Genomic DNA, 23,739 nt, shown 5'->3' with positions numbered 1-23,739 from the left:
GCCCGGTCACATTCCGAACCCGGAAGCTAAGCCTCACAGCGCCGATGGTACTGCAGGGGGGACCCTGTGGGAGAGTAGGACACCGCCGGACTTCTCTTAAGTAAAATGGCCACCCAGAGCTGGGTGGCCATTTTGCGTTTAGCGGTAGAACAGGGAGTCAGAATGTCAGATGAGCAGCGGGACCGCCGGAACGACGGCGAAGGCGCGCACAACCGACGTTCGGACTCCGACCGCAAGCCGCGCTACAGCGACTCGTCGTCACGCGGTCCTCGCCGGGACGGTGACCGCAACCAGTCGGGTGAGCGTCGTCCTTATGGTGACCGTAACCAGGGTGAGCGTCGCCCTTACGGCGACCGCAATCAGGGTGAGCGTCGCCCTTATAGTGACCGTAACCAGGGTGAGCGTCGTCCCTACGGCGACCGCACTCAGTCGGGCGACCGCAATCAGGGTGAGCGTCGTCCCTATGGTGACCGTAATCAGGGTGAGCGTCGTCCTTATGGTGACCGTAACCAGTCCGGTGAGCGTCGCCCTTATGGTGACCGTAATCAGGGTGAGCGTCGTCCTTATGGTGACCGTAACCAGTCCGGTGAGCGTCGTCCTTATGGTGACCGTAACCAGTCCGGTGAGCGTCGTCCGTATGGTGACCGTAACCAGTCCGGTGAGCGTCGTCCTTACGGCGACCGTAATCAGGGTGAGCGTCGTCCTTATGGTGACCGTAACCAGTCCGGTGAGCGTCGTCCTTACGGCGACCGTAACCAGTCCGGTGAGCGTCGTCCTTATGGTGACCGTAACCAGTCCGGTGAGCGTCGTCCTTACGGCGACCGTAATCAGGGTGAGCGTCGTCCTTATGGTGACCGTAACCAGTCCAGTGAGCGTCGGCCCTACGGTGACCGGAACCAGTCCGGTGAGCGCCGTCCCTACGGCGACCGGAACCAGGGTGAGCGCCGTCCTTACGGCGACCGGAACCAGGGTGAGCGCCGTCCTTACGGCGACCGGAACCAGGGTGAGCGCCGTCCTTACGGCGACCGCAACCAGTCCGGTGAGCGTCGCCCCTATGGCGACCGCCCCCGCCACGATCGCGACGACAGCCGTGGCGAGCGGCCTTCGTACCGCGACCGCCCGCGCGGCGGCGTCGACCGTCCGCAGAACGAGTTCGCCCCTGTGCGCGAGCGCATTCCCGAGCCGCCGCTGCCCGACGAGATCACCGCACGCGATCTGCATCCGGCAGCGCGCAACGAGCTGAAGACACTCAGCAAGGAGAACGCCGAGCAGGTCGCGCGTCACCTCGCGATGGTCGCCCGGCTCGTCGACGAAGATCCCGCTCGCGCCCACGAGCACGCCCTTGCCGCATCGCGCCGCGCCGGCCGCGTCGCGGTCGTTCGCGAGACTCTCGCGATCACGGCGTATGGCATCGGCGACTTCGCCCTCGCGCTGCGCGAACTGCGCACGTACCGCCGCATCTCCGGCAACGACGACCAGATCGCTCTGATCGTCGACAGCGAGCGCGGCGTCGGCCGCCCCGATCGCGCGCTCGAGGAGGGACGCGCCGTCGACCGCGCCTCCCTGGCACCGGCTGTGCGCGTCGCACTCGCCATCGCCATGTCGGGTGCCCGCCTCGACCGGGGCGAGACCGAGCTGGCTCTCGGCGAGCTCGAGATCCCCGAGCTCGACCCGAACCGGGCTTTTGAATGGAGCCCCGCGCTCTTCGCCGCTCGTGCGGCCGTACTCGAAGACCTCGGCCGTACCGATGAGGCCGAGTTCTGGACTCATCGCGCCGAGGTGGCGGCATCCGCCCTCGGCCACGACGGCGAGTACGACGAGATCATCGTCGAGGACGGCCTCGTGGATGACATCGAGGACTTCGACGACCACCAGGCCGCCGATGAGCCGGCTCAGGCATCCGACCAGGATGCTGACGAGATCGACGCCACCGAGGCGGAAGCAGAAGCGGACGAGGCGCTCGAGGCCGGGGCGCCTGAAGCCGCTGCCGCATCCTCCGAGCCCGACGCGTCCGACGAGGGCGTCGCTCAAGAGGGCGAGTCCGACGACGCGGAGTCCGATCGCTGATGGCGCTGTTCCGCCGCGCGAAACAGGCACCCACGCCGCTGACCGGTCGCGACACGGTCCTCGCCGATCTCGACGGTGTCGTGTACGCCGGGCCGACTGCTGTGCCCCATGCCGTCGACAGCCTCAACCGCGTCGCGGAGTCGATGCGGCTCGGGTACATCACCAACAACGCGTCGCGGACCGACGCGTCGGTCGCCGAACATCTCAGCGGCCTCGGACTCACGGTTGCGGCCGATGACGTCGTCACGAGTCCGCAGGCGGCCATGCGTCTGCTCACGACCATGGTCCCCGCTCCTGCCACCATCCTGATCGTCGGGGGAGAGGGCCTCGTCGTCGAGGCCGAGAAGGCCGGGTACACCGTCACCCGCAGTGCCGAGGACTCCCCGGCGGCGGTCGTGCAGGGCTTCAGCCCGGATGTCGCGTGGACCGACCTCGCCGAGGCTGCCTTCGCCCTGAAGGTTCCCGAGGACGAGGGCGGCATCCCCTGGATCTCGACGAACACCGACTGGACCATTCCGCGCGAACGCGGTGTGGCGCCGGGCAACGGCACTCTCGTCTCGGCCGTGCACACCGCGATCGGCCGTCTGTCGACTGTCGCCGGCAAGCCCGAGACGCCCATCTTCGAAGAGGCCATCGCACGTTTCAGCGCGCAGCGTCCGCTGTTCCTCGGCGACAGGCTCGACACCGACGTCATGGGTGCGGTGCGTGCAGGCATCGATTCGGCGCTCGTGCTCACCGGCATAGACCGTCCGAAGCATGTGCTGGCCGCGCCGAAGGGATCTCGGCCGGACTACATCCTGGCCGACCTGCGCGATCTTCACGAGCCGTACCCCGAGACCGTCGAGAAGGACGGCGTGTTCACGGTCAACGGAGCCTCGGTGCGCATCGTGAACGCCGACGTGCAGATCCTCTCCGAGGGCACGGCGCAGATCGACCTGCTTCGCGCCGGTGCCGCGGCGATCTGGGCGACGGGGCTCGCCATCTACGCGTTCCGCGTGCCCGAGAAGCTCTACGACGATCCATTCCACAGGCCCTGAGAGTCGCGGGCTGCCGCGTCGGCGGCCCGCGTTACAGTGGTCGGATGGAGCACACGCGAGATGAGCCGGCCGATGCGCTCTGGAGCAGACTGCGCCTGATCGAGGGCCAGCCCCTCGCCGACCGCGCAGAAGCGTACGGGTCGCTGCACGACGAGCTGATGAAGCGTCTCGAGAGCGCACCGCGCGGTGGCGACGCGGCGCCCGGCCCCCGATGACCCGCCTCGACGCAGCCCTCGCCGCGCGAGGCATCGCGCGTTCGCGCACGCACGCGGCATCCCTCATCGCGGACGGCCTCGTCCGCGTCGACGGGCGTACGGTCATCAAGCCGTCGACCCCGGTCGACGACGCGGCCGACATCGCCGTCGACGGCGGCGACCACTACGTCAGCAGGGCGGCGCACAAGCTCATCGCCGCACTCGACGGCTTCGGCATCGCGGCGGACCGACGCCTCGCGCTTGACATGGGCGCGTCCACCGGGGGATTCACTCAGGTGCTGCGTGAACGCGGCGCCAGGCGCGTCCTCGCCGTCGATGTCGGTCACGGGCAGCTCTCAGAGCAGATCGCAGCCGACCCCGGCGTCATCGCTGTCGAGGGCTTCAACGTCCGCCACATGACCGCACAGTCGCTGGCCGAGGCCACGGGCGAGAGCGAACGCCCCGACCTCGCTGTGGGTGACCTCTCCTTCATCTCGCTCACCCTGGTGCTGCCGGCGATCGTCGACACGGTGAGCCCCGGAGCCGATGTGGTGCTGCTCGTCAAGCCGCAGTTCGAGGTGGGCCGCACTGCCGTGAAGGGCGGGCTGGTCACCAGCGTCGACGCCAGGCTCGACGCCGTCGAGCGCACCCTCTGGAGCGCACACGACGTCGGCTTGGGAATGCTCGGCATCCTGCCGTCGCCGATCCTCGGCACGCACGGCAACGCCGAGTACCTGGTGCATCTCGCACCCGGACGCGGAACGGATCCGTCAGAATGGTCGGAGCAGATCGCACACGTGGCAGGAGGACGATGAACGCGCGCCACATCCTGGTCGTCGCCCACGCCAAGCGTGAGGACACGGTCGCAGCGGCCCTGCGCGTCGTCGACGCGCTGCGCGCCGCGGGCGCGACGCCGGTGCTTCCGGCGGCCGATCACGATGAGTTCGTCGCTCTCGATCACCGCTTCGCCGACGTCGGACTGCTCGGAACGGACGTCGCCATCCACGACCTCGAACTCGCCATCGTGCTCGGCGGAGACGGCACGATCCTGCGCGCCGCTGAACTGGTGCGCGGCTCCGAGGCTCCGGTGCTCGGGATCAACATGGGCCACGTCGGCTTCCTGGCCGAGATCGACCGCGACGACATGGACGCCGCCGTCGCCCGGGTGATCGACCGCGACTATGACGTCGAGGAGCGCCTCGCGCTCTCGGTGAGGGTGAAGGATGCCGCAGGCGCCGTCGTGTACGACACCTGGGCACTCAACGAGGCGACCGTCGAGAAGGCCAGCCGGGAGCGGATGATCGAGGTGGTCATCGAGATCGACGGCCGTCCGCTGTCGAGCTTCGGGTGCGATGGCATGGTCGTGTCGACCCCCACCGGTTCGACCGCCTACAACTTCTCCGCCGGCGGTCCCGTGATCTGGCCGACCGTCGAGGCGATCGCCGTCGTGCCGCTCTCGGCGCACGCGCTGTTCGCCAAGCCGCTGGTGGTCGGGCCCGAGGCCTCGGTCGCGATCGAGATGCTCGAGCGCACCGACGGCAGCGGCATCCTGTGGTGCGACGGTCGTCGCTCGCACGAGCTGCCTCCTGGCGCGCGCGTCGTGGTGCGTCGTTCCTCGCGACCGGTGCGCCTCGCCCGCCTGCATCCGACCGCTTTCACCGATCGTCTCGTCCGCAAATTCCAGCTGCCCGTCGCGGGATGGCGAGGTGCTCTGTGATCGATGAGATGCGCATCCGCGGTCTCGGCGTGATCGATGACGCCGTGCTGCCTCTCGGCGCCGGCTTCACCGCGGTCACGGGCGAGACCGGTGCAGGCAAGACCATGGTCGTCACCGGGCTCGGACTATTGCTCGGAGCCCGAGCCGACTCCTCCGCCATCCGTGCGGGGGCTGCCCAGGCATCCGTCGCAGGAGTCTGGATGGTGCCCCAGAAGGGACCGATCGCCGACATCGTCACCGACGCGGGGGGCGAACTCGAGCCTGCGGGCGACACCGCAGAGCTGTACGTCTCACGCACCCTGAGCGCTGAAGGACGCAGCCGCGCCAGCGTCGGCGGGCGCCCGGCGCCGGCCGGGGTGCTCGCCTCGCTCGCCGAAGAGCTCGTCGTCGTGCACGGCCAGTCCGACCAGCTGCGGCTGCGCTCGGCGGCGGCGCAGCGCGATGCGCTCGACCGCTTCGGCGGCGAGCAGGTCGCGGCCGCGCTCGCGACGTACCGGGAGTGCTTCAACCGCTGGCGCGAACTGGATGCCGAGATCGCCGAGATCACCGAGAACCGCGATCGTCGCGCGGCCGAGGCCGCGATCCTGCGCGAGCAGCTCGCCGAGATCGAGCAGATCGAACCGCAGCAGGGCGAGGACGTCGAGCTGAACGAGCGCGCCGAGCGGCTCGCCAACTCCGAGGAGCTGCGGCTGTCGGCATCCGTCGCCCGGTCGGCCCTGTCGAGCGAGGAGGGCGATCCGGATGTGGCAGCGCTTCTCGCCGAGGCCCGTCGTTCGCTCGAGCGCAGCGCCGACCCCAGGCTCAGCGAGATCGCCGACGCGATCGCCGACCTCGGGTACCGGGCCGCCGACCTCGCACAGCAGCTCTCGGGTTACCTCGCGGACCTCGACGAATCGGGCCCGCACGAGCTCGCCGCCGTCGAAGAGCGTCGCGCCGCGCTGAGCGGACTGATCCGCCAGCACGGCTCTCTGGACGAAGCTCTGCAGATCTGGCAGACCGGCTCGCTGCGCCTCGCCGAGCTCGACGACGACGGGGGCCGCATCGATCGCCTCACCGCCGAGGCCGACAGCGCCCGCGAGGCCCTCGACGCTGCCGCAGCCGCCCTCACCGAGGTGCGCACCGCGGCCGCCGTCCGGCTCTCGGCAGCCGTCACCGAGGAGCTGCATGCGCTGGCGATGCCGGACGCCACCCTCGAGGCGCGCGTCTCTCCGGGCGCCGAGTCCGCGCACGGCCGCGACGACGTGGCCATCCTGCTCGCTCCGCACCCCGGGGCGGAGCCCCGCTCGGTGTCGAAGGGGGCATCCGGCGGCGAGCTCTCGCGTGTCATGCTGGCGATCGAGGTCGTCATCGCCGGGACCGACCCCGTGCCGACGTTCGTCTTCGACGAGGTGGATGCCGGGATCGGCGGCGCCGCGGCGATCGAGGTCGGCAGACGCCTCGCGCAGCTCGCGCGCACCTCGCAGGTCATCGCCGTCACCCACCTTGCGCAGGTCGCGGCATTCGCGAACAATCACCTCTCGGTCGTCAAGTCGAACGACGGCGCCGTCACCGCGTCGAGCGTCACACGCCTCGAGGGTGCGCAGCGCGAGGCCGAGATGGCTCGTCTGCTCTCCGGCCTCACCGATTCCGACGCCGCACTCACTCACGCCCGAGAACTGCTGAGCCTCGGCTCCGCGATCAACTGATAGGATAAAAGCCCGTGATGAACTCTTCTGTTGCGGCGCCAGACAACGACACCAGCTCCTTCACCACGAAGCACATCTTCGTGACGGGCGGTGTCGTTTCCTCTTTGGGCAAGGGGCTCACCGCAGCCAGCCTCGGCAACCTGCTCACCGCGCGCGGACTGCGCGTCGTGATGCAGAAGCTCGACCCGTACCTCAACGTCGATCCGGGCACCATGAACCCGTTCGAGCACGGTGAGGTCTTCGTCACCGACGACGGCGCCGAGACCGATCTCGACATCGGGCACTACGAGCGCTTCCTCGGCATCGACCTTTCGCGGGCGGCCAACGTCACCACCGGTCAGATCTACTCCGAGGTGATCGCCAACGAGCGTCGCGGTGACTATCTCGGCGCGACCGTGCAGGTCATCCCGCACATCACCGACGAGATCAAGCGGCGCATGCGCCTGCAGGCCACGGAAGAGCCGCAGCCCGACATCATCATCACCGAGGTCGGCGGCACGGTCGGCGACATCGAGTCGCAGCCGTTCCTCGAGTCGGCACGCCAGCTGCGTCACGAGCTCGGCCGCGACAATGTGTTCTTCGTGCACGTCTCGCTCGTGCCGTTCATGGGCGCCTCCGGTGAGCAGAAGACCAAGCCCACCCAGCACTCGGTCGCGGCCCTGCGCCAGGTCGGAATCCAGCCCGACGCCCTCGTGCTGCGCAGCGACCGCCCGGTGAGCGCGAGCAACCGCAACAAGATCGCGCTCATGTGCGATGTCGACGTCGAGGGCGTGATCAACACCGTCGACCTGCCGAGCATCTACGACATCCCCTCGACGCTCAACGACCAGGGCCTCGACGCCTACATCATCCGACGCCTCGGTCTCGACGCCAAGGCCGGCGAGGTCGACTGGACGCGCTGGAACACCGTGCTCCACGCCGTCCACAACCCGAAGCACGAGGTCACGATCGGGCTCGTCGGCAAGTACATCGACCTGCCCGACGCGTACCTGTCGGTCACCGAGGCGCTCAAGGCCGGCGGCTTCGCGCAGGAGACCAAGGTCAACATCCGCTGGATCGCCTCCGACACGTGTGAGACGCCGGAGGGCGCGGCGAAGAACCTCGGCGACCTCGACGGCATCCTCGTGCCGGGCGGCTTCGGCATCCGCGGCATCGAGGGCAAGCTCGGTGCGCTCAAGTTCGCCCGCGAGCAGGGCATCCCGACCCTCGGCATCTGCCTGGGTCTGCAGTGCATGGTCATCGAGTACGGACGCAATGTCGCCGGCATCGCCGAGGCATCGTCGACCGAGTTCGACCCCGACACGGCAGAGCCGATCATCGCGACGATGGCCGAGCAGATCTCGATCCTCGACGGCGGAGACCTCGGCGGAACCATGCGCCTCGGTCTGTACGAAGCCGCTCTCGGGGAGGGCACCCTCGCCCGCGACCTCTACGAGGCACCGACCGCGTCCGAGCGTCACCGTCACCGCTACGAGGTGAACAACGCCTATCGTCCGCGTCTCGCGGAGGCGGGTCTGGTCTTCTCGGGCCTGAACCCCGACCTCGACCTCGTCGAGTTCGTCGAGCTGCCCCGCGATGTGCACCCGTACTACATCGCCACTCAGGCGCACCCCGAGCTGCGCTCGCGTCCGACGGCGCCGCACCCGCTGTTCCGCGGACTCGTGGGCGCGGCGATCGAGCGGCACCGCTCCAGCGAGCTCTTCACCGAAGACGACGAGTGATTCCCGTGCCCGCTCCCGTCGGCGCCATCCGCGACGAGCCGTTCGAACCCGAGGTCGTCTCGAGCGAACTCGCCTTCCGCGGTGCCGTCTGGGATGTGCGCGATGATCGGGTGCGGTACGGCGACGGCGAGATCCGCCGCCAGTATGTCGCGCACACCGGTGCTGTGGCCGTCGTCGCCCTCGATGACGACGGGCGGGTGCTGCTGATCCAGCAGTACCGGCATCCGATCCGGCATCGCGACTGGGAGCTGCCGGCGGGCCTGCTGGATGTGCCGGGGGAGGAGCCCTTGGTCGCCGCCCGGCGGGAGCTGGCCGAAGAGGCCGACATCGCGGCCGAGCACTGGGAGCATCTCGTCTCGGCATGGACGACCCCCGGCGGCAACGACGAGATGATCCACGTCTATCTCGCGACCGGCCTCTCCGACGCCGACGCGCACGAGCGCGAAGACGAGGAGGCCGACATCCGCGTCGAGTGGGTGCCGCTCGCCGACGCCGCTGACGGCGTGCTCGCGGGGCGGCTGCACAACGGCATCCTGGCCATCGGGGTTCTCGCGGCCGAGCGCCGTCTGCGCGAGCAGCGGCGCGACGAGGACTGACGTGCGGGTCGACCGTGCGCTCGATGCGTACCTGCGTCACGTCACGATCGAGCGAGGACTGTCCGAGCACACGGTCGCCGCTTATCGGCGCGACCTCGCCGGATACGCGGCGTGGCTGAGCGAGCAGGGCATCGACACGACGGATGCCATCGATCCGCGTACCGTGACGGCGTTCATCGCCGATCGTGCAGGGGCCCAGCCCCCGCCCGCGGCGACCAGCCTCGCGCGCCTGCAGTCGGCGGTGCGCGGCTGGCACCGCTTTCTCGTGCGCGAGGGGATCGAGTCCGACGATCCCACGGGCCGTCTGCGTCCTCCCAAGACGCCGCAGCGACTGCCGAAGGCGCTGACGATCGAGCAGGTCGAGCGGCTGCTCGCCGCTCCGTCACCCGATGAGCCGATCGGGTTGCGCGATCGGGCGCTGCTGGAGCTGCTGTACGCGACCGGCGCGCGCGTCTCGGAGGCCGTCTCGCTCGACGTCGACGATCTCGCGTACGGCGACGTGCTGCGGCTGCGCGGCAAGGGCGACAAGGAGCGGATCGTGCCCGTCGGCTCGTACGCGCGTGCCGCGGTCGACGCATACCTGACCCGCGTCCGCCCCGAGCTGGCCGCCAAGGGCCGCGCGACGGCGCGGCTGTTCCTCGGCGCGCGCGGCGCACCGCTGTCGCGGCAGAGCGCGTGGCTGGTGATCCGCGCCGCGGCCGAGCAGGCGCAGATCACCTCGGAGGTGTCGCCGCACACCCTGCGCCACAGCTTCGCCACGCACCTGCTGCAGGGCGGTGCCGATGTGCGAGTGGTGCAGGAGCTGCTCGGTCACGCCTCGGTCGCGACGACGCAGATCTACACGCACGTGTCGGTGGATGCTCTGCGCGACGTCTACGCGACATCCCACCCGCGGGCGCGCTGAGGCAACGCCGCGTGCCGACCCCGGCGCGCGGGCGCCCTGCGGCTACAATCGAGCGAGCACGAAGGAGCAGGATGGCGGACAAGGTGACGAAGAGCAGGTCGAAGGCGACGAAGGGTGGCGACACCCCCATCGGCCCGACCGGTCGTCCCTATCAGGGGTTCCCGATCCCCGCGCCGCTCGACGGGCATGGCCCGGCCCGCATCATCGCGCTGTGCAACCAGAAGGGCGGCGTCGGCAAGACGACCACCTCGATCAACCTGGCCGCCTCGCTCGCCGAATACGGCCGCAGGGTTCTCGCCGTCGACTTCGACCCGCAGGGCGCCCTGTCGGCCGGCCTCGGCATCCCGACGCACGACGTGCCGACGGTGTACGACCTGCTGCTCGACACCAAGCGCGACCCGCGCGAGGCCATCGTGCACTCCTCGGTCGAGAACCTCGACGTGCTGCCGGCCAACATCGACCTGTCAGCTGCCGAGGTGCACCTCGTGAACGAGGTCGCCCGCGAGACGATCCTCTCGCGGGTGCTGCGGCACGTGTCGGGCGAGTACGACGTCATCCTCATCGACTGCCAGCCGTCGCTCGGTCTGCTCACGGTGAACGCGCTGACGGCCGCGCACGGTGTGCTGATCCCGCTCGAGTGCGAGTTCTTCGCGCTGCGCGGTGTGGCGCTGCTCATCGAGACGATCGACAAGGTGCGCGACCGTCTCAACCCGGCGATCGAGCTCGATGGCCTGCTGGCCACCATGTACGACCCGCGCACGCTGCACTCCCGTGAGGTGCTGGAGCGCGTCGTCGAGGCCTTCGGAGACGACGTCCTCGAGACCGTGATCGGTCGCACCGTGAAGTTCCCCGACGCGTCGGTGTCGGGTGTTCCCATCACCGAGTTCGCGCCCGAGCACGCCGCAGCACAGGCGTACCTGCGACTGGCGCGGGAGCTGGTCGCCCGTGGCGCTGTCGCCTGAGCCGTTCGACGACGCTCAGGAAGCTGCTGCCGACACCGGCTTCCGGGTCTCGCTGTCGAACTTCGACGGCCCCTTCGATCTGCTGCTGAACCTCATCTCGAAGCACGAGCTCGACATCACCGAGGTGTCGCTGAGCCGGGTCACCGACGAGTTCATCTCGTATCTGAAGGATCTCGACGGAGACGCGGAGCTCGACCAGGCATCGGAGTTCCTCGTGGTCGCGGCCACCCTGCTCGACATGAAGATCGCCGGTCTTCTGCCGCAGGGCGAGCTGGTCGACGCCGAATCCGTGGCGCTGCTCGAGGCGCGGGACCTGCTGTTCGCTCGTCTCCTGCAGTACCGGGCCTTCAAAGAGGTGTCGTCGTGGTTCGCCCGCTGCCTTCAGCGCGAGGATCGCCGGCACGCGCGCGCCGTGCCACTCGACGAGAAGCATCGCAGCAGGACGCCCGAACTGGTCTGGACTCTGACGCCCGCCGACTTCGCCGCCATCGCGCTGATGGCGTTCACGCCGAAGGAGCTGCCGACCGTCGGGCTCGACCACCTGCATGCGCCGCTGGTGAGCATCCGCGAGCAGGCGGCGATCGTCGTGACCTTGCTGCGCAGCAGCGAATCGCTGACGTTCCGCGAGCTCGTCGCGGGGGTGGGGGAGCCCGGCATCGTCGTCGCCCGTTTCATCTCGGTGCTCGAGCTGTACCGCCATGCCGCGCTCTCGTTCGAGCAGCTCGAGCCGCTCGGCGAGCTGACCCTGCGATGGTCGGCGGAGAGCTGGTCGGACGAGCAGCTGGCCACCCTCGGTGCGGACTACGACAGGTGAGATGACCATGACAGATGAGACGGATGCCATGACCGGGACCGATGCGGTGGATGAGACGACCTCGCAGACGCCAGACGGCACAGCCGCAGAGGCGCCCATCGAGACGCCCCTGGCGGAGCGGGTGGAGGCGGTGCTGCTGATCGTCGACGAGCCGATCGCGCTGGTCGCGCTGGCCGCGGCCGTGCATGCGCCCGTGCCCGCGGTGCGCCAGGTGCTCGAGGCCCTGGTCGACGACTACGACGGCAGCGGCCACGGCCCGCGGCGTGGATTCGAGCTTCGCGAGGTCGGCGGGGGCTGGCGGCTTTATGTGCGCGAGGACCATGACGACCTCGTCGCGGACTTCATCGGCGGTCAGGCGCCCGCGCGGCTCTCGCAGGCGGCCCTCGAGACGCTCGCGGTCATCGCCTACAAGCAGCCCGTCACCCGGGGGCAGGTGGCGTCCATCCGCGCCGTGAACGTCGACTCGGTCGTGCGCACGCTGCTCGCCAGAGGGCTGATCACCGAGCTCTTCGCCGACTCAGAGACCGGCGCGATCAACTACGGCACCACCGACCAGCTGCTGCAGCATCTCGGCATCAACTCGATCGACGAGCTGCCGCCCATCTCGCCGCTGCTCGACGACGGCGCCGAGGGATTCGAAGAAGGAGTCATGCGATGACCTCTGACAGCAACGCGAACGCCCAGCCCGACGGCATCCGGCTGCAGAAGGCGCTCGCGAACGCCGGGGTGGCCTCCCGCCGCGTGATCGAGCAGTACATCGTCGAGGGGCGCATCCGCGTCAACGGCACGACCGTCACCGAGCTCGGCACGCGCATCGATCCCGAGACCGACCTCATCGATGTCGACGGCACGGCCGTGCAGCTCGACGTCTCGAAGCGCTACGTGATGCTGAACAAGCCCACCGGCGTGGTCAGCACCATGAAGGACGAGAACGGCCGGCCCGACCTCCGCCGCTACACGAAGGACTGGCCGGAGCGGCTGTACAACGTCGGCCGGCTGGACGCCGAAACCAGCGGTCTGCTCATCCTCACCAACGACGGCGACCTCGCGCACGTGCTGGCGCATCCGTCGTTCGGCGTGACCAAGGTGTACATCGCGAAGGTCTCCGGCGAGGTCACCGCTCAGACGATCGCGCGGTTGACACGGGGGATCGAGCTCGAAGACGGTCCGATCAAAGCCGACAAGGCCAGGCTTCTCGACGTGTCTCGCGGCTCGAGCCTGGTGGAGCTGACCCTGCACTCCGGCCGCAACCGCATCGTCCGCCGCATGATGGCAGCGGTCGGTCATCCGGTCGACGAACTCGTGCGTCGTCAGTTCGGTCCGCTGCACCTGGGAACTCTCCCGGTCGGCAAGGCGCGCGAGCTGACTAAAATCGAACGAGGCGCACTTCTGACTCTGTCGCGCCAGGATTCCCCGGCGCCCGCTGCCACCGAGCAGCGCCGAGCGCACGACAGCCCTCAGGAGAACGAGTGAGCGATTCCCACAACGCGCGCGCGACGCAGAACGCCGCGCGGCTCTCGGGGACGGTGCGCATCGTCGGAGCGGGGCTCCTCGGCTCGAGCCTCGGGCACGCCCTCAGCACCAAGGGCGTCGACGTCGTGCTCGCCGACGCATCGCCGTCGCAGCTGCGACTCGCGATCGATTACGGCGCGGGCCGTGCCGCCCGCGAAGGCGACGCGCCGCGGCTGATCGTCGTGGCCGTGCCGCCCGACGTCACCGCCGACGTCATCGAAGCAGAGCTGACCGCCTATCCGGATGCCGTCGTCACCGACGTCGCGAGTGTGAAGCTCGAGCCGTTCGAAGAGCTGCGGCGCCGCGGGCTCGACCTCTCGCGCTACATCGGCTCGCACCCGCTGGCCGGACGGGAGCGGGGAGGCGCGATCTCCGCGCGAGCCGATCTGTTCATCGGTCGCCCGTGGGTCGTCTGCCGCGACGAGGAGACCCGCGCAGCCGACCTCGCCCTCGTCGAAGCGCTCGCGCTCGACGTCGGCGCGATGCCGCTCGAGATGACTCCCGAAGAGCACGACCGCTCTGTCGCCCTGACCTCGCACGTGCCCCAGGTGATCGCGAGTCTGCTCGCTGGGCGGCTGGCCGAGGCGGAGGAGGGCTCGCTGCGCCTCGCGGGTCAGGGCGTGCGCGACACGACCCGCATCGCCGCGTCTGCGCCCGAGCTGTGGGTGCAGATCCTCGGAGCCAACGCCGCGCCCGTCGTCGAGCTGCTCGACGCGCTGGCGGTGGATCTCGCCGAGGTGGCCGATGCTCTGCGCGAGCCGAACGCGCCCGGGGCGCGTCGCACGGTGGCGGATGCCATCCGCCAGGGCAACGAGGGCGTGGAGCGCCTGCCGGGCAAGCACGGTCAGAACCGCCGCTTCGAGACGCTGGTCGTCATGGTCGACGACACCGCCGGCCAGCTCGGCCGCCTCTTCGGCGAGCTCGGCGAGCTGAACGTGAACGTCGAGGATCTGCGTCTGGAGCATTCTCCCGGCGCCCAGTTCGGTCTCGCCGAGATCAGCGTCGCGCCGGCCGCTCTGCGCGGTGCGATCGAGGGACTGGAAGCACGCGGCTGGCGGATTGCGGGGAACACCAATGACTGATGCCGACAAGTTCATCGCGATCGACGGACCTGCGGGCTCCGGCAAGTCGAGCGTCTCGAAGGAGATCGCGCGGCGTGAGGGCTACGGCTACCTCGACACCGGTGCCGCCTACCGTGCGCTCGCCTGGCACGTGCTCGACCGCGGCGACGACACGGCAGACGCCGAGGCCGTTCGCGCGGCAGCATCCGACTTCCCGTTCACGCAGGGACTCGACCCCGATGACCGCATCGTGCGCGTCGGAGACGTCGACGTCACGGCGGCCATCCGCGAGCCGCGGGTGTCGGGCGCTGTGAGCGGCGTCGCACGCGTGCCCGAGATCCGCGTCCAGGTGAACGAGATGTTCCGCCGCATCGTGGCGGAGTCCGACTACCCGGCCGTCATCGTCGAAGGACGAGACATCACCACCGTCGTGGCGCCCGATGCGCCCGTACGGATCCTGCTCACCGCCGCGCCGGAGGTGCGCGCCGCCCGGCGCGCCGGCGAGCTGGCGGGCGAGAACGCCGCCGCTGTCGCCGAAGCGCTGCACAAGCGCGACGCGTCTGACAGCGCCGTCGTCGACTTCCTCAACGCCGCAGAGGGCGTTGACGTCGTCGACTCCACCGAACTTGATTTCGCGCAGACCATCGACGCCGTGCTCACGGTGATCGCCCAGCGGCGCGACGCTGACAGAGGAGCTTGAACATGGCCGATGAAGAGTACACCGGCGCCCCCGACGATCTCGTCGAGAAGATGGCCTCGCTCGACGAGGAGTTCGCCGAGCAGCGCGCCACCGCGATGCGGGCGTCGCTCAGCGACTACGAGCTGGAAGAAGACGACGCGGCGCTTCTCGAGGGTCTCACCGAGGGCGAGGACGGCATCGAGTACTCGCCGGCCCTGCCGGTGGTCGCGATCGTCGGTCGCCCGAACGTCGGCAAGTCGGCGCTCGTGAACCGCATCCTCGGTCGCCGTGAGGCCGTCGTCGAAGACACCCCCGGTGTCACCCGCGACCGCGTGACCTACAAGGCCGAGTGGAACGACCGGCGCTTCTCGCTCGTCGACACCGGCGGGTGGGAACCGGATGCCAAGGGCATCGACCGCTCGGTGGCCGCCCAGGCCGAGGTCGCGATCGATCTGGCCGACATGGTGCTGTTCGTCGTCGATGCGAAGGTCGGCGCGACGTCGACCGACGAGTACGTCGTCAAGCTGCTGCGCAAGAGCGGCAAGCCGGTGTTCCTCGTCGCGAACAAGATCGACGACGCCCGCCAGGAGCCCGAGGCGGCTCCGCTGTGGAACCTGGGGCTCGGTGAGCCGCACCCCGTCTCGGCCATCCACGGCCGCGGCGTGGCCGACCTGCTCGACCTGGTGATCGCGAAGCTGCCCGAGGTCTCGGCTGTCGCGAAGGCCGAGATCGGCGGCCCGCGTCGCGTGGCGATCATCGGCCGTCCGAACGTGGGCAAGTCGTCGCTGCTGAACAAGGCCGCGGGCGAGGAGCGCGTGGTCGTGAACGACCTCGCCGGCACCACGCGCGACCCGGTCGACGAGATCGTCGAGCTGGGCGGCAAGATGTGGCGTCTGGTCGACACCGCAGGCATCCGCCGCCGCGTGCACCTGCAGCAGGGAGCCGACTTCTACGCGTCGCTGCGCACCTCGGCCGCTCTCGAGAAGGCGGAGGTCGCGGTCGTCGTGCTCGACGTCTCGCAGTCCATCAGCGTGCAGGACCTCAACATCATCGACATGGTGCTCGAGTCGGGCCGCGCGCTGGTGCTCGCCTTCAACAAGTGGGACCGCCTGTCGGACGACGACATGGAGAACGCCGACCGTCGCCGTTACCTCGAGCGCGAGATCGAGCAGGACCTCGCGCACGTCGCCTGGGCTCCGCGAGTGAACATCTCGGCGAAGACGGGTCGTCACCTCGACAAGCTCGTGCCCGCGCTCGAGCAGGCGCTCGAGAACTGGGACCGTCGCATCCCCACCGGCAAGTTCAACGCGTTCATCGCCGAGCTCGTCGCCGCGCACCCGCACCCGCTGCGCGGTGGCAAGCAGCCTCGCATCCTGTTCGGCACGCAGGCGTCGACGCGTCCGCCGACGTTCGTGCTGTTCACGACCGGATTCCTCGACCCCGGCTACCGCCGCTTCGTGCAGCGCCGTCTGCGCGAGCTGTACTCGTTCGAGGGAACCCCGATCGTCATCAACATGCGCGTTCGTGAGCGTCGCCAGCGCTAGATCACTCTGAGGCAGAATGGGGAGCGGATGCCATGATCCCGGCATCCGCCCCCAGCCCGGCCCACGAGGCCCGCCCGAGGAGACTGCGATGACGCACACCCTGCCCCTGCCCGACTTCGCCCACGAGCGCGTGGAGGTGACGACGGGACGGCGGAGCGGACTGTTCATCGCCGTCGCGCTGCACTCCTCGGTGCTCGGCTCCGCCCTCGGCGGCGCTCGTCTGTGGACGTATCCGCACTGGAGCGACGCGCTCGGCGACGCGCTGCGGCTCTCGGCGGCGATGACGCTGAAGAACGCGGCGGCCGGGCTGGATGCCGGCGGCGGCAAGTCGGTGATCGGGCTCGCGCCCGGCGAGACTCTCGACGCCGATCGCCGTCGCGATGCGTTCCTCGACCTCGGCGATGCCGTGGAGCTGATGGGCGGCCTGTACCGCACCGCGGAAGACGTGGGATCGACGACCGATGACATGCTGACGGTCAGCGAGCGCACCCAGCACGTGGTCGGCCTGCCGTCGACCGTCGGCGGTTCGGGTGAACCGGCTGGCCCGACCAGTCTGGGTGTCTACGCCTCGTTGCAGGCGGTTCTCGAGCGCCTGACCGGATCGGCAGAAGCTGCCGGGCGCCGCATCACCATCTCCGGCCTCGGTCAGGTGGGCGGACGCCTGGCATCCCGGCTCGCCGAGCAGGGCGCACAGCTGACCGTCTCCGACATCAACCCGGCCCGACGCGCGTTCGCCGACGAGATCGGCGCGACCTGGGTGGAGCCCGGCACCGAGCACCTCGTCGCAGGAGATGTCTTCGTGCCGGCAGGCATCGGCGGTGTGCTGACCGACGAGGTCATCGATGCGCTCGACGTGAAGGCCGTGTGCGGCCCCGCGAACAACCCGCTCGCCGACCGCTCCGGTGCCGATCGGCTCGCTCAGCGCGGCGTGCTGTACGCGCCCGACTTCGTGGTCAACGCCGGTGGTGTGATCTACCTCGACCTCGAGGCGAAGCGCATCGGCTCGAGCGAAGAGATCATGCGGCGTGTGGCCGGCATCGGCGACACCGTGCGGGGGATCCTCGATGACGCCGAGAGCCGTGGTGTGACGCCGCTGCTCGCCGCGGAGGAGCTCGCTGCATCGCGTCTGCGGTCCGGAGCCACGGTCGGCGCACGCTGACCTGTGCCGCAGGTTCGGCGATCCGCTTCGCCGTCTGCTGCGCCGGTGGGCGTCGAGGCATGAAAGGCTGGGGGAGTGACGATCGTTCCCCCGGCCCCTGACGAGCCGCGACGCCCACTCGGGCCGCAGGATCCGGGAGACGCCTGGGTTCTCGCGCCGACCGGCGAGAAGTACTGGGGTCGCTTCGGCGCCGCGGGGGTACTTGCCGTCGACCCGCAGCGCGGGGTGCTGTTGCAGCATCGCGTCGGCTGGAGCCACTTCGGCGGCACCTGGGGCATCCCTGGCGGAGCGCTGCATCAGGACGAGTCGCCGCTCGACGGCGCTCTGCGTGAGGCGCAGGAGGAGGCCGGCATTCCGGACGGCGCCCTGCACGCGCGGTTCGCTCGCGTGCTGGATCTTGAGATCTGGTCGTACACGACCGTCGTCGCCGATGTGCTCGCCCCTTTCGACCCGGTGATCAGCGACCCCGAGAGCCTCGCCCTCGAGTGGGTGCCGGTCGATGAGGTCGACGAGCGGCCGCTGCACCCCGGCTTCGCCGACTCGTGGCCGCTGCTGCGGTCACTGCTGACCGAGCATCCCGCGATCGTGGTGGATGCCGCGAACGTCGTCGGCTCGGTCCCAGACGGCTGGTGGAAAGACCGCGCGGGTGCTGCGTCGCGTCTGCACGCCCGGCTCTCGGAATGGGCCGCAGGCGGGGTGCAGGCCGCCGGCCTCGGTCTCGGAGCCGACCGCTGGTTCCCGCCGGTGTCGATGGTCGTGGAGGGCGCTGCCCGCGCGATTCCGGATGCCGGGCAGCAGACTCACGGCGCCCGGGTCGCCATCGTGCGGGCCGACGGAGCCGGTGACGACGCAATCGTCGAGGAGGCGCGGCGGCTGGTCGGCGACGGTGCCGACGTCACCGCCGTGACGAGCGACCGCGAACTCGTGCTGCGCCTCGAAGAGGCGGGCGCGAAGGTCGAGCCGTCCGGCTGGCTGCTGCGCCAGCTGGGTGCCCGCGGCTGAGCGCAGCCCGGGCGTAGGCCGCGCCTAGAGCTGGCGCGGCTAGGACTCAGTCGTCGTACGGATCCCGCCCGCGCAGCCGGTCGATCTCCCGCCGCTCGCGCTTGGTGGGCCGCCCCGCACCGCGGTCGCGCACCGCGAGCATCGCCGACGGCTCGCGCGGGGGAGTGCGATCCTCGTAGGCGGTGACCGCGACCGGGGCGCCGACACGCTTCGACAGGGTCTGCTTCACGATGAGAATGCGATCGAACCCCGACATCCGCACTCTCACCTCGTCGCCCGGCTTGACCGTCTGCGCAGCTTTGGTGCGCTCCCCGCCCACCCGCACATGCCCGGCGCGGCAGGCGGTGGTGGCCGCCGAGCGGGTCTTGTAGATGCGGATCGCCCAGAGCCAGCTGTCGACGCGCACGGGCTTGATGGCATCCATCATCCGACCTCCTCCTTTCGCAGCGCACGGATCACGCCGGCGATGATGAGCCCCTGACCGAGGGTGTAGGTGAGCATCACGGCCGGGCTCGTCCAGGCGGGCATCATATCGGGCAGGAAGAGGCGGAACGCGAGGATCGAATCGCTGGCGAGGAAGAACGCCCCGCCGGTGGCGATGGTGGCGTTGCCCCGGGCAGAGGTCGCCGCGGTGCCGGCCAGCACGAGGCCGTAGGCCGCGACGGCGAAGAAGAGGCCGCCGATGTGCGGACCGAGGATGACCAGCATCCCGATCCACCAGACGGCGTAGATCAGAGTCCTCCAGGGCAGCCGACGGCGGGCGGTGAGCCTCAGGAAGACGACGATATAGACGATGTGCGCGATGCCGAAGAACAGCAGCATCAGCGGCAGCTCGGGTCCGTCGGGGAAGAAGGTGCCCGCTGCGTCGCCGAGCCAGGAGAACAGCAGTGCGCCGAGCAGCAGCGATACGGCGACGCGCGGTCGGATCCGGGGTGCCGCAGCCAGCACCGGCAGCGCGAGCAGCGGCATCAGCGTCAGCTTCGTCGGCGGGGCGAGCGGACTCTGCGCGGCAAGCGCGATCACGTGGATGATCGTGAGGAGGATATACGGCGCCCAGACGGCGATGTCGAGCGGGCGGATGCTGCGGCGCATCCTCCCATCGTATTGAGCGGTCAGCCCTCGACCGTGACCTCGGCGACCTCGCCGTCGAGGTCGAGGTGCACTGCCGGCCAGTATCCCTCGGGGAAGTGCTGCCCGCACGAGTCGGTGAAGTGCAGGACGGTCGCGTCGCTGGTGATCTCGAGGGTGTCGAGCACGAGATCGTCGGCTCCCTCGTCGAGCTGAGCAGCAGTCGGCTCACTGTCGCTGAAGTGGGTGATGACGGCGTCGGATGCCCGGCGGCGGACACCGTCGAGGTCGGCGACGATGGCGTGGGCACGGGGGAGCAGCGCGCCGACCGTATCGGCGTCGGCTCCGTCGATCATCAGCTCTAGCTCGCGCCCGTCGATCGTCAGCGCGCCCGAGTACCAGTCATGGGTGACGACGTCGCCATCGTCGAGCGTGGTCTCGGCGCGCGAGAGGGTGCCGAGTTCCGGATCTTCGATGGTCGGGTACGTGGTGCTCATGGCGCCACCGTAGTACCTCGATGCGCCGGGATCAGTCGGCCAGGCCGCGCGTCACGAGTACTCGTCCTCCGGTCAGGGCGGGGCCGTGCTCGAATCCGGCGGCGAGGAAGGTCGAGAGAGTGCCGTGGAAGAGGTCGTTGGATCGATGCGATCCGGTCGAGGTGTCGACCGGGTAGGCCTCGATCACGCGGGCGCCGGAGTCGCGGGCGTAGTCGAGGGCGGATGCCAGGAGCGCGGCGTTCAGGCCCTTCCCGCGGTGCTCTTTGCGCACGACGAAGCACGTGACCGCCCAGACCGAATCATCGTCGAGCGGTTGTAAGGTGGCCGCGGTGATGGCACGGGTGTGCAGGATGCGCTGCTGCACGGTGCGCGGACCGACGCGTATCCACCCGGCTGCCTCGCCATCGACATAGGCGATGAGACCCGGGGGAGGGCCCGCCTCGATCTCGTCGTGCAGCATGTCGCGACGCTCATCGAGGGTCGTGGAGTTCCAGACCTTGTTGCGCACGATGGGCCAGATGCACTGGCAGCTGCGCCCGTCACCGCCGCCCGACAGCGAGTGCTGAACGTCGTCCCACCGGGTGATGGTGGCCGGTTCTGTGGTGATCGTCGCCATGCAGGCACCGTACGCCAGGCCGCGGACACCGGCAACGAAAACGGGTTCAGACGATTCCCCGCCACGCCCGGCGGCGCCGGTTCGCGGTGGGCGATTCCGTCGGCTAGGATTGTGGAGTTGCCCGCGCGAAAGCGCGGACTGCCACGGGCTGTGGCGCAGCTTGGTAGCGCACTTGACTGGGGGTCAAGGGGTCGCAGGTTCAAATCCTGTCAGCCCGACCAAAAACCCCGGAAAATCAACGATTTTCCGGGGTTTCGTCGTTTCTGCAGGGTGACGAAACGGCCAATGTCGCCGCTAGAGTCACCGCTAGAAACAGGCAAACCTGCGTGCCGGTGTCGGCCGCAGGGTTCTGATGACGCGAGTCTAGCGCGGACCGATCTGCTGTCGGACCCGTCTCGTATCGTGAGTGGATCCCGTCTGACCCCGGCTCCGGCAGGGGGTTCCCACCTCGCGAGGACTCGTCATGATCGCACGCGCCACCATCGTCCACCACGTGTACGCCGACCGGGGCGATCTGCTGCCGCTGTGCGGCGTCGTTCCTGGTCCGGGGGATCCCGGCCTGGGGGAGGCCCACCTCTGGCACACCGGCCACGATCCGATGATGCTGCGTGCGCACCACGACATCGGCGGCGACTGCTGCATGTCGTGCCTGGAGTACGCGACCGGTGAAGCCCATCTGTGAGTGCTGACAAGATCGGAAGCATGCAGATCGAGATTGACGCTCCACGGCCTCGGGTTCTCGCGATCGGACTGACCGACGCCGAAGTCGAGTCGCTTCGTCCTGTCGTGGGGAGCATCACGACGACAGAACGCATGTATGACGTGCACTTCGAAGAACACGACGTGCTGATCCACGTGAACGCCGATTTCTCTGACGCTGCCGGACTTCTCTCCCGTCGAATTGCGTTCGCTGCTCCGGTGGACACGAAGCAACCGCGATTTCCGGTTGCGTCAGGCTCGGGGTCGTCGAGCCACACGCCGCCGACGAGGGCGCGCACGCAGTTCAAGCCTTCGCACTCATTTGAGCTGACCGAGTTCGCGAATCAATCCGGTCTTGTCTCGCTCGTCCGTCGAAGCTGCTGGCCAGCCGAGAAAGCCACGTACACGGGCTTCACGGGCATGGTCCACCCGAAGCGAACCGTCTATCCACTGTTGCGTGAGCGGCTCTCGAACCCCCGCGTGCTGGCGGGGATTCTCGAGGAAGAAGAAGACGGTGTCGTGAAGGACTCAGTTTTCTGGCTCCCGGACATCGCGCGCAGCGCGCTCGTCGACTGGGTGCGCGCGGCCTTTGATCGGTGGCGTGCAGCGGACCCGGATACATTCCCCGTGACAGCAGAATGGCGACGTGCCGACCAGTGGTCGTCGCCGGACGAGATCGCCGCCCGCGGCACTCTCGCCTCGTTCGACGCGGAGGAAGCCCGTCGTCGTCAGGAGGCAGACGAGAAGCGACGTGCGCTCACCTCGAAGGTCGATGCTGCCGAAGGCGCTGGTGAAGAGTGGCGTGCTCTGTTGTCGGAATCGGGCGATGACCTCGTCAAGGCCGTCCGCGACGCGTTGGAGCTCATCGGCTTCGACGTGATCGACTCTGACGCCCTCCCGCAGAACAAGGGCAAGAAGCGAGAGGACCTTCGCGTGAAGCACGAGGGCTGGACAGCGCTGGTTGAAGTCAAGGGGTACGCCGGGGCAACGAAATCGAACGACCTCCAGCAGCTCAACGGCGCTGCCGTCGCCTACGCCGCGTCCACCGGGTCACAGGCTGATGCTCTCTGGTACGTCGTGAACGCGTACCGCGAAACGGATCCTGCACAGCGCGAAACGGCCCTGGGGTCTCGCGAGGATGACCTCGCGACGTTCGCCGAGTACAGCTCTGGGTCGCTGATCGATACGCGTGACCTCTTCGCGCTTCGCCAGCTCGTGGCTACCGACCAGATGTCGAAGGAGGCGGCGCGAGCGGCCCTGATGAGCGCTGGTGCCCGTTTCGTCGCGCCAAGCGGTGGACCCATTACCACCGAGAACGATCCTGAGGTGTCGCCGTGACCCTCCCCGAGCCCGCGTGCACCCTCGGCTACACCGCGACACAGCTCGGAGAGATTCTGGGCGACCGTGTCGACGCGTACCGCACCTGGGCTGTCGGTAAGACGCAGGGCGTCTGCGAGGGCAAGGCCCCGTGCGCCGTCGCTCACGGCATCGTCGACTACGCCGATGACGTCACCCGCTTCATCCGCTCACGCTGATACGACGAAGCCCCTGGCCGATGGCCAGGGGCTTCTGTCTGCCTCCGTTCACTCCTCGATGAGCACCCACTCACCGAGCACGTCGGGCTCCGCGTCGACGATGGTCGAGTCGACGACCGTCGTGAGACCGTCGCTGAAGACGCTGACCGCGACGTCGCCTGCGTAGTGCGCGAGCACCACGTCGTCGAACAGGTCGTCTGCCGGCTCGACGTCGGAGACGTAGTCGAGCTCCCCGTTCCCGAAGCCCAGACGCATGTACTCGTCGTCCGTCGACGTCGAGCAGTTCTTCACGATCACGGCTTCGGACAGGTCGTCGAGCGCGTAGGTGAGCGAGACGTCCTCGGTGGTGCCGCGCACCGCGTCCTTCAATTTCTCGTCGCTCGGTAGGGAGTCGACCAGCTCGACGGCGGGGCCGTAGAGATCTGCACCGTAGACGGCACCGCGCTTGACGACCGTGCCCTCGGAGTCGATCGTGCCGCCGTAGAGACCCTCCAGGCTGGGTCCGTCTGGGTGCGGCGTCGCGACGACGTGCAGCGCACACAGCCCCGGCGCGAAGCTGCTCGGCGTCAGCGTGTACGTGTCGATGACGGGGCGGTCGTCCTCCGGGAGAAGCTCGCGCACAGCCTCGGGGAACTGGATCGTGAATGGGGCGTCTTCCGACGCGACGAGG

Annotated in this window: 27 protein-coding genes, 1 tRNA gene and 1 rRNA gene; 23 read left to right on the top strand and 6 right to left on the bottom strand. The window is 69.1% G+C overall.

What is annotated here, in order from left to right:
- A 5S ribosomal RNA gene (gene rrf / locus AB0N59_RS13535) occupies positions 1 to 91 on the top strand; the annotation flags it as partial.
- Between the two features lie 167 nt (positions 92 to 258).
- Here the strand turns inward: rrf and AB0N59_RS13530 are convergent.
- Positions 259 to 1,221: a hypothetical protein gene (locus tag AB0N59_RS13530; protein WP_363484131.1), complete on the bottom strand. Its 963-nt coding sequence runs from the start codon at positions 1,219 to 1,221 to the stop codon at positions 259 to 261.
- Between AB0N59_RS13530 and AB0N59_RS13525 the strand changes: the two genes are divergently transcribed.
- The 18 genes from AB0N59_RS13525 (at position 1,162) to AB0N59_RS13440 (ending at position 18,654) form a co-directional block, all read left to right on the top strand.
- Entirely contained in the window at positions 1,162 to 2,067 is a 906-nt protein-coding gene (locus AB0N59_RS13525) for a hypothetical protein (RefSeq protein WP_363484128.1), read from the top strand. The two genes, AB0N59_RS13530 and AB0N59_RS13525, sit on opposite strands and share 60 nt — an antisense overlap.
- Positions 2,067 to 3,104, top strand: a complete 1,038-nt coding sequence (locus AB0N59_RS13520; RefSeq protein ID WP_363484125.1) for an HAD-IIA family hydrolase — start codon at positions 2,067 to 2,069, stop codon at positions 3,102 to 3,104. The genes AB0N59_RS13525 and AB0N59_RS13520 overlap by 1 nt, the downstream gene beginning before the upstream one ends.
- Before the next feature lie 44 nt (positions 3,105 to 3,148).
- Entirely contained in the window at positions 3,149 to 3,319 is a 171-nt protein-coding gene (locus AB0N59_RS13515) for a hypothetical protein (RefSeq protein ID WP_363484122.1), read from the top strand.
- Entirely contained in the window at positions 3,316 to 4,113 is a 798-nt protein-coding gene (locus AB0N59_RS13510; protein WP_363484119.1) for a TlyA family RNA methyltransferase, read from the top strand. The genes AB0N59_RS13515 and AB0N59_RS13510 overlap by 4 nt, the downstream gene beginning before the upstream one ends.
- Positions 4,110 to 5,015 (top strand): NAD kinase, encoded by a 906-nt coding sequence (locus AB0N59_RS13505; RefSeq protein ID WP_363484116.1) that lies wholly within the window; start codon positions 4,110 to 4,112, stop codon positions 5,013 to 5,015. The genes AB0N59_RS13510 and AB0N59_RS13505 overlap by 4 nt, the downstream gene beginning before the upstream one ends.
- On the top strand, positions 5,012 to 6,700 hold the full coding sequence (gene recN, locus AB0N59_RS13500; RefSeq protein ID WP_363484113.1) for a DNA repair protein RecN: 1,689 nt from the start codon (positions 5,012 to 5,014) through the stop codon (positions 6,698 to 6,700). The genes AB0N59_RS13505 and recN overlap by 4 nt, the downstream gene beginning before the upstream one ends.
- 17 nt (positions 6,701 to 6,717) lie before the next feature.
- A complete protein-coding gene (locus AB0N59_RS13495; protein ID WP_363484110.1) occupies positions 6,718 to 8,421 on the top strand; it encodes a CTP synthase in 1,704 nt (567 codons plus the stop codon).
- 5 nt (positions 8,422 to 8,426) lie between these two features.
- Positions 8,427 to 9,017 (top strand): NUDIX hydrolase, encoded by a 591-nt coding sequence (locus tag AB0N59_RS13490; protein ID WP_363484107.1) that lies wholly within the window; start codon positions 8,427 to 8,429, stop codon positions 9,015 to 9,017.
- A 1-nt stretch (position 9,018) separates the two neighbouring features.
- Positions 9,019 to 9,921: a site-specific tyrosine recombinase XerD gene (gene xerD, locus AB0N59_RS13485; RefSeq protein ID WP_363484104.1), complete on the top strand. Its 903-nt coding sequence runs from the start codon at positions 9,019 to 9,021 to the stop codon at positions 9,919 to 9,921.
- Positions 9,922 to 9,992: 71 nt separating this feature from the next.
- Complete coding sequence (locus tag AB0N59_RS13480; RefSeq protein WP_363484101.1) at positions 9,993 to 10,883, top strand: ParA family protein; 891 nt, start codon at positions 9,993 to 9,995, stop codon at positions 10,881 to 10,883.
- Positions 10,867 to 11,697 (top strand): ScpA family protein, encoded by an 831-nt coding sequence (locus tag AB0N59_RS13475; protein WP_363484098.1) that lies wholly within the window; start codon positions 10,867 to 10,869, stop codon positions 11,695 to 11,697. Before AB0N59_RS13480 ends, AB0N59_RS13475 begins: the two co-directional genes overlap by 17 nt.
- A 28-nt stretch (positions 11,698 to 11,725) precedes the next feature.
- Positions 11,726 to 12,355 (top strand): SMC-Scp complex subunit ScpB, encoded by a 630-nt coding sequence (scpB, locus tag AB0N59_RS13470; protein ID WP_363484269.1) that lies wholly within the window; start codon positions 11,726 to 11,728, stop codon positions 12,353 to 12,355.
- Entirely contained in the window at positions 12,352 to 13,170 is an 819-nt protein-coding gene (locus tag AB0N59_RS13465; RefSeq protein ID WP_363484095.1) for a pseudouridine synthase, read from the top strand. The genes scpB and AB0N59_RS13465 overlap by 4 nt, the downstream gene beginning before the upstream one ends.
- A complete protein-coding gene (locus AB0N59_RS13460) occupies positions 13,167 to 14,291 on the top strand; it encodes a prephenate dehydrogenase (RefSeq protein WP_363484092.1) in 1,125 nt (374 codons plus the stop codon). Before AB0N59_RS13465 ends, AB0N59_RS13460 begins: the two co-directional genes overlap by 4 nt.
- Complete coding sequence (gene cmk, locus AB0N59_RS13455) at positions 14,284 to 14,970, top strand: (d)CMP kinase (RefSeq protein ID WP_363484089.1); 687 nt, start codon at positions 14,284 to 14,286, stop codon at positions 14,968 to 14,970. Before AB0N59_RS13460 ends, cmk begins: the two co-directional genes overlap by 8 nt.
- Before the next feature lie 2 nt (positions 14,971 to 14,972).
- A complete protein-coding gene (gene der / locus AB0N59_RS13450) occupies positions 14,973 to 16,493 on the top strand; it encodes a ribosome biogenesis GTPase Der (protein ID WP_363484086.1) in 1,521 nt (506 codons plus the stop codon).
- Between the two features lie 88 nt (positions 16,494 to 16,581).
- On the top strand, positions 16,582 to 17,652 hold the full coding sequence (locus tag AB0N59_RS13445; RefSeq protein ID WP_363484083.1) for a Glu/Leu/Phe/Val dehydrogenase dimerization domain-containing protein: 1,071 nt from the start codon (positions 16,582 to 16,584) through the stop codon (positions 17,650 to 17,652).
- 75 nt (positions 17,653 to 17,727) lie between these two features.
- Entirely contained in the window at positions 17,728 to 18,654 is a 927-nt protein-coding gene (locus tag AB0N59_RS13440; RefSeq protein WP_363484080.1) for an NUDIX domain-containing protein, read from the top strand.
- A gap of 46 nt (positions 18,655 to 18,700) precedes the next feature.
- Here the strand turns inward: AB0N59_RS13440 and AB0N59_RS13435 are convergent, their stop codons facing one another.
- Genes AB0N59_RS13435 through AB0N59_RS13420 form a run of 4 tightly spaced genes read right to left on the bottom strand, consistent with a single transcriptional unit; the run spans position 18,701 to position 20,835 of the window.
- Positions 18,701 to 19,081 carry an RNA-binding S4 domain-containing protein gene (locus AB0N59_RS13435; protein ID WP_363484077.1) on the bottom strand — a complete coding sequence of 127 codons (381 nt, stop codon included), beginning with the start codon at positions 19,079 to 19,081 and terminating at the stop codon, positions 18,701 to 18,703.
- The gene (locus AB0N59_RS13430; protein WP_363484074.1) at positions 19,078 to 19,746 is read right to left on the bottom strand and encodes a lysoplasmalogenase; all 669 of its coding nucleotides are present in this window, start codon (positions 19,744 to 19,746) and stop codon (positions 19,078 to 19,080) included. The genes AB0N59_RS13435 and AB0N59_RS13430 overlap by 4 nt, the downstream gene beginning before the upstream one ends.
- Positions 19,747 to 19,766: 20 nt before the next feature.
- The gene (locus AB0N59_RS13425) at positions 19,767 to 20,219 is read right to left on the bottom strand and encodes a hypothetical protein (protein WP_363484071.1); all 453 of its coding nucleotides are present in this window, start codon (positions 20,217 to 20,219) and stop codon (positions 19,767 to 19,769) included.
- A 31-nt stretch (positions 20,220 to 20,250) separates the two neighbouring features.
- Positions 20,251 to 20,835, bottom strand: a complete 585-nt coding sequence (locus AB0N59_RS13420) for a GNAT family N-acetyltransferase (RefSeq protein ID WP_363484068.1) — start codon at positions 20,833 to 20,835, stop codon at positions 20,251 to 20,253.
- Between the two features lie 144 nt (positions 20,836 to 20,979).
- Between AB0N59_RS13420 and AB0N59_RS13415 the strand changes: the two genes are divergently transcribed.
- From AB0N59_RS13415 to AB0N59_RS13400, 4 genes are all read left to right on the top strand, one after another.
- Positions 20,980 to 21,056 (top strand) — tRNA-Pro (locus AB0N59_RS13415).
- 242 nt (positions 21,057 to 21,298) lie between these two features.
- The gene (locus AB0N59_RS13410) at positions 21,299 to 21,517 is read left to right on the top strand and encodes a hypothetical protein (protein ID WP_363484065.1); all 219 of its coding nucleotides are present in this window, start codon (positions 21,299 to 21,301) and stop codon (positions 21,515 to 21,517) included.
- A 20-nt stretch (positions 21,518 to 21,537) separates the two neighbouring features.
- Complete coding sequence (locus AB0N59_RS13405) at positions 21,538 to 22,872, top strand: hypothetical protein (protein WP_363484062.1); 1,335 nt, start codon at positions 21,538 to 21,540, stop codon at positions 22,870 to 22,872.
- Positions 22,869 to 23,069 carry a hypothetical protein gene (locus tag AB0N59_RS13400; RefSeq protein WP_363484059.1) on the top strand — a complete coding sequence of 67 codons (201 nt, stop codon included), beginning with the start codon at positions 22,869 to 22,871 and terminating at the stop codon, positions 23,067 to 23,069. Before AB0N59_RS13405 ends, AB0N59_RS13400 begins: the two co-directional genes overlap by 4 nt.
- 48 nt (positions 23,070 to 23,117) lie before the next feature.
- Here AB0N59_RS13400 and AB0N59_RS13395 read toward each other — a convergent pair whose 3' ends face one another.
- Positions 23,118 to 23,690 carry a hypothetical protein gene (locus tag AB0N59_RS13395; RefSeq protein WP_363484056.1) on the bottom strand — a complete coding sequence of 191 codons (573 nt, stop codon included), beginning with the start codon at positions 23,688 to 23,690 and terminating at the stop codon, positions 23,118 to 23,120.
- Positions 23,691 to 23,739 lie beyond the last annotated feature (49 nt).

Source organism: Microbacterium sp. NPDC089321, from assembly GCF_040684935.1.
Lineage (GTDB): Bacteria > Actinomycetota > Actinomycetes > Actinomycetales > Microbacteriaceae > Microbacterium.
The sequence above is the reverse complement of the archived record's forward strand: the minus strand, read 5'-3'. Positions and strand labels throughout refer to the sequence as shown.

Excerpts from the sequence above, each read along its gene's own strand:
- AB0N59_RS13530 (WP_363484131.1), bottom strand. The coding sequence starts at position 1,221 with ATGCAGATCGCGTGCGGTGATCTCGTCGGGCAGCGGCGGCTCGGGAAT.
- AB0N59_RS13520 (WP_363484125.1), top strand. The coding sequence starts at position 2,067 with ATGGCGCTGTTCCGCCGCGCGAAACAGGCACCCACGCCGCTGACCGGT.
- AB0N59_RS13515 (WP_363484122.1), top strand. The coding sequence starts at position 3,149 with ATGGAGCACACGCGAGATGAGCCGGCCGATGCGCTCTGGAGCAGACTG.
- AB0N59_RS13510 (WP_363484119.1), top strand. The coding sequence starts at position 3,316 with ATGACCCGCCTCGACGCAGCCCTCGCCGCGCGAGGCATCGCGCGTTCG.
- AB0N59_RS13505 (WP_363484116.1), top strand. The coding sequence starts at position 4,110 with ATGAACGCGCGCCACATCCTGGTCGTCGCCCACGCCAAGCGTGAGGAC.
- AB0N59_RS13495 (WP_363484110.1), top strand. The coding sequence starts at position 6,718 with ATGAACTCTTCTGTTGCGGCGCCAGACAACGACACCAGCTCCTTCACC.
- AB0N59_RS13480 (WP_363484101.1), top strand. The coding sequence starts at position 9,993 with ATGGCGGACAAGGTGACGAAGAGCAGGTCGAAGGCGACGAAGGGTGGC.
- scpB (WP_363484269.1), top strand. The coding sequence starts at position 11,726 with ATGACCGGGACCGATGCGGTGGATGAGACGACCTCGCAGACGCCAGAC.
- AB0N59_RS13465 (WP_363484095.1), top strand. The coding sequence starts at position 12,352 with ATGACCTCTGACAGCAACGCGAACGCCCAGCCCGACGGCATCCGGCTG.
- cmk (WP_363484089.1), top strand. The coding sequence starts at position 14,284 with ATGACTGATGCCGACAAGTTCATCGCGATCGACGGACCTGCGGGCTCC.
- der (WP_363484086.1), top strand. The coding sequence starts at position 14,973 with ATGGCCGATGAAGAGTACACCGGCGCCCCCGACGATCTCGTCGAGAAG.
- AB0N59_RS13445 (WP_363484083.1), top strand. The coding sequence starts at position 16,582 with ATGACGCACACCCTGCCCCTGCCCGACTTCGCCCACGAGCGCGTGGAG.
- AB0N59_RS13435 (WP_363484077.1), bottom strand. The coding sequence starts at position 19,081 with ATGATGGATGCCATCAAGCCCGTGCGCGTCGACAGCTGGCTCTGGGCG.
- AB0N59_RS13430 (WP_363484074.1), bottom strand. The coding sequence starts at position 19,746 with ATGCGCCGCAGCATCCGCCCGCTCGACATCGCCGTCTGGGCGCCGTAT.
- AB0N59_RS13425 (WP_363484071.1), bottom strand. The coding sequence starts at position 20,219 with ATGAGCACCACGTACCCGACCATCGAAGATCCGGAACTCGGCACCCTC.
- AB0N59_RS13420 (WP_363484068.1), bottom strand. The coding sequence starts at position 20,835 with ATGGCGACGATCACCACAGAACCGGCCACCATCACCCGGTGGGACGAC.
- AB0N59_RS13410 (WP_363484065.1), top strand. The coding sequence starts at position 21,299 with ATGATCGCACGCGCCACCATCGTCCACCACGTGTACGCCGACCGGGGC.
- AB0N59_RS13405 (WP_363484062.1), top strand. The coding sequence starts at position 21,538 with ATGCAGATCGAGATTGACGCTCCACGGCCTCGGGTTCTCGCGATCGGA.